Annotated in this window: 5 protein-coding genes and 1 pseudogene; 2 read left to right on the forward strand and 4 right to left on the reverse strand. The window is 48.2% G+C overall.

All coding sequences use genetic code 11. The annotated features are described in order from the left end of the window. Positions 1-185 (forward strand): annotated as a pseudogene (locus ABF463_RS14415) (peptidase); the annotation flags it as partial. A 322-nt stretch (positions 186-507) separates the two neighbouring features. Here the strand turns inward: ABF463_RS14415 and ABF463_RS14420 are convergent. Further along, complete coding sequence (locus tag ABF463_RS14420) at positions 508-750, reverse strand: hypothetical protein (RefSeq protein WP_415534719.1); 243 nt, start codon at positions 748-750, stop codon at positions 508-510. Between the two features lie 161 nt (positions 751-911). Between ABF463_RS14420 and ABF463_RS14425 the strand changes: the two genes are divergently transcribed. Beyond that, entirely contained in the window at positions 912-1,091 is a 180-nt protein-coding gene (locus ABF463_RS14425) for a hypothetical protein (RefSeq protein WP_415534721.1), read from the forward strand. 31 nt (positions 1,092-1,122) lie between these two features. Here the strand turns inward: ABF463_RS14425 and ABF463_RS14430 are convergent, their stop codons facing one another. The 3 genes from ABF463_RS14430 to ABF463_RS14440 form a co-directional block, all read right to left on the reverse strand. Continuing rightward, positions 1,123-1,314, reverse strand: a complete 192-nt coding sequence (locus ABF463_RS14430) for a hypothetical protein (RefSeq protein WP_415534723.1) — start codon at positions 1,312-1,314, stop codon at positions 1,123-1,125. A 70-nt stretch (positions 1,315-1,384) separates the two neighbouring features. Beyond that, positions 1,385-1,750 carry a hypothetical protein gene (locus ABF463_RS14435; RefSeq protein ID WP_415534725.1) on the reverse strand — a complete coding sequence of 122 codons (366 nt, stop codon included), beginning with the start codon at positions 1,748-1,750 and terminating at the stop codon, positions 1,385-1,387. Between the two features lie 156 nt (positions 1,751-1,906). Next, the gene (locus ABF463_RS14440; protein WP_415534727.1) at positions 1,907-2,077 is read right to left on the reverse strand and encodes a hypothetical protein; all 171 of its coding nucleotides are present in this window, start codon (positions 2,075-2,077) and stop codon (positions 1,907-1,909) included. Between the last annotated feature and the right edge of the window lie 181 nt (positions 2,078-2,258).

Genomic DNA, 2,258 nt, shown 5'->3' on the forward strand with positions numbered 1-2,258 from the left:
AGCCGTCCACGGGATGCAAGGCAAAGGACTTTGTGGATCATGTCATTATCAAAAAATCCAAAGGCCATGTTAAAATCCGCAACAGCTGGGGTGCCGGCATCGGATTGGATGGCAGCGGGTACTTTCAGGCAGATTACGAGGTGTTGGAAAAACTGCTCATGGACATGTGGGTAATTACGCAGTAGGAGGTGATCTCCTATCTCGCCGCGCTGGATGCGGTGCAACCCTATGATATAATTAACGCCTCCTACTGGCCTTATCGGCTGGCAGGGGGCGTTTTTTTGTTGGTGCATGCCCTGCTGGCTGTGCAACCTCCCACGGTGTAGATAATGCGCCGTGGGAGCGCTGGCGGCCTAATGCCTGTTTTACGCCGCCGCCACGGCGTATGCAATTGTCAAAGTGCAATTTATATTAAGGGGCGGCATATTATCCCCTCTGCCGACGGGTTTCCCGCGACGCCCATTCGGGCGTTTCGGCGCGTAACCGGCGCGCCATCATCAGGCGGGGTTATTGCCCAAGCAACCTGCGAATTTCCTTGTCCCCTCCGCATTTCAGGGCAGACAGCACATCGGCGACGGCCAGCGCGTAGCCGTAGTCTTGATCGCTCTGCCGGAGTTGCGCCTCCGCTTCGGCGGTATTTCCGCTTCCCGTGAGTTCCTCGTGCTTTTTCTGCTCTGTTATGCTCCACGCGGCGTGCGCCATGGCGTCGTTCCGCAGATCGTAGAGTTTCCCTTTTTCAACCCTGTTCATAATTATCCTCCTTGTCGTTGTTTCTTTCAACATCTATATTATAATATAACGCTATCGTTATAACAATAGTCATAATGTACAAATATATAACGATAGCATTGTGTAAACTGTATATAGCTATCGTTATACATGTATGATACACTGTGATGCGAGGTGATTATATGCCGCCGGTATCAGACGCGCAAAAACGCGCCACAACCAAATTCGAGCGAAACGCCTACGATAAAATTCTTCTGCGCCTGCCAAAAGGCCAACGCGGAAAAATAAAATCCCACGCTGAAAATATCGGTATGAGCTTGAACGCATATGTGGTAGGGCTGATCGAAAAGGATATGCGATAGAAATAATTTGGGTTTTGCCCCAGATTGAGCGCTACTTGTCGTTGCTACTCCCGCCCTTTTTGCGCGAGCTGCGCCTGTCATCCGGCCACGGTACTTCGTCATCAATCAAATAATTTCTCCCGATTTTCTGCGCCTGCGGGAGCTTTCCACGCCGTACAAGATTGCGGGCCGATGCGTCCGCGCACCCGTGCCGGTTTGCCCACTCTACTAAGCTAATAAGCATATATCCTCCGTAGCATGCGATTTTTTTGCGGATACGGGGCAGGGCTTACGGTGCCATCCAGAACGGAAATTTAATCTTCTGACTCGTCGTCTTCCCAATCGTCAAATTTTTTAAAACTGCCATCATAAAAAGTATCGTCTTCATCGTCGAACCACCACGCTCGAGATTCCCAATAGTCTTCATTGGCTTTTGTGGTGGCCCATACGCCTTTTTGCAAGGTCGCGTAGTTTTTGCATTCATCTTTGTCAATGAAGTGGAATTCTGGGAATTGCCCATCTTCTTTAACTGCTGAGGCTGGGCATTCTGCGATACGGTCACCTTCTGACATGTTGTTGAAAGCCAGCTTTTTGGCATCGTCCCAATCTTTTGCACCTTCTATTTCAGTAACCTGCGATACGCATTCGCCAACTGCTTCCCAATAAAATTTGTTGTTCATAATTTACCACCCTTTTGACCTGCCCGGCTCCCGCTCGGGGCTTATGGTCTTATGTGTCTTTCACTGTCTATATTATAGCATTGACACGACATCGTGTCAATACAAAACACGAAGATTTTTAAAAAAATATCCCGGCTACTTCTGACCGGGATACGCTTATTCTTCTATCCGTTTCCCGCATCCATCACACCGCGCCAGCAATCGTCCTTTAACACGCTGAACGTGTGCAGCCTTTCCACACAGCGGGCATACAAACACGTCCTCTCCGTGCATCAGAGCGTCCAATGCCGCCGTGCAGAATTTTACTGCTTGTTTCATGTCAATCATTTTTGACGCCCCTGAGGATAGTATAGCAGGGGGGCAGACCGAGTCAAAACAATAACACACTTTATAACACACTTTTATTTTTTAAATCGTGGTATTTGTTTCACGCATGTGAAAATATATTCGGATAAATCGCATAGATAAGCCATATGTGAAAACGCATGTTTATATGATATAATTATAC

Source organism: Ethanoligenens sp. (genome assembly GCF_047718355.1).
In the GTDB taxonomy this organism is placed as follows: Bacteria; Bacillota; Clostridia; order Oscillospirales; family Ethanoligenentaceae; genus Ethanoligenens.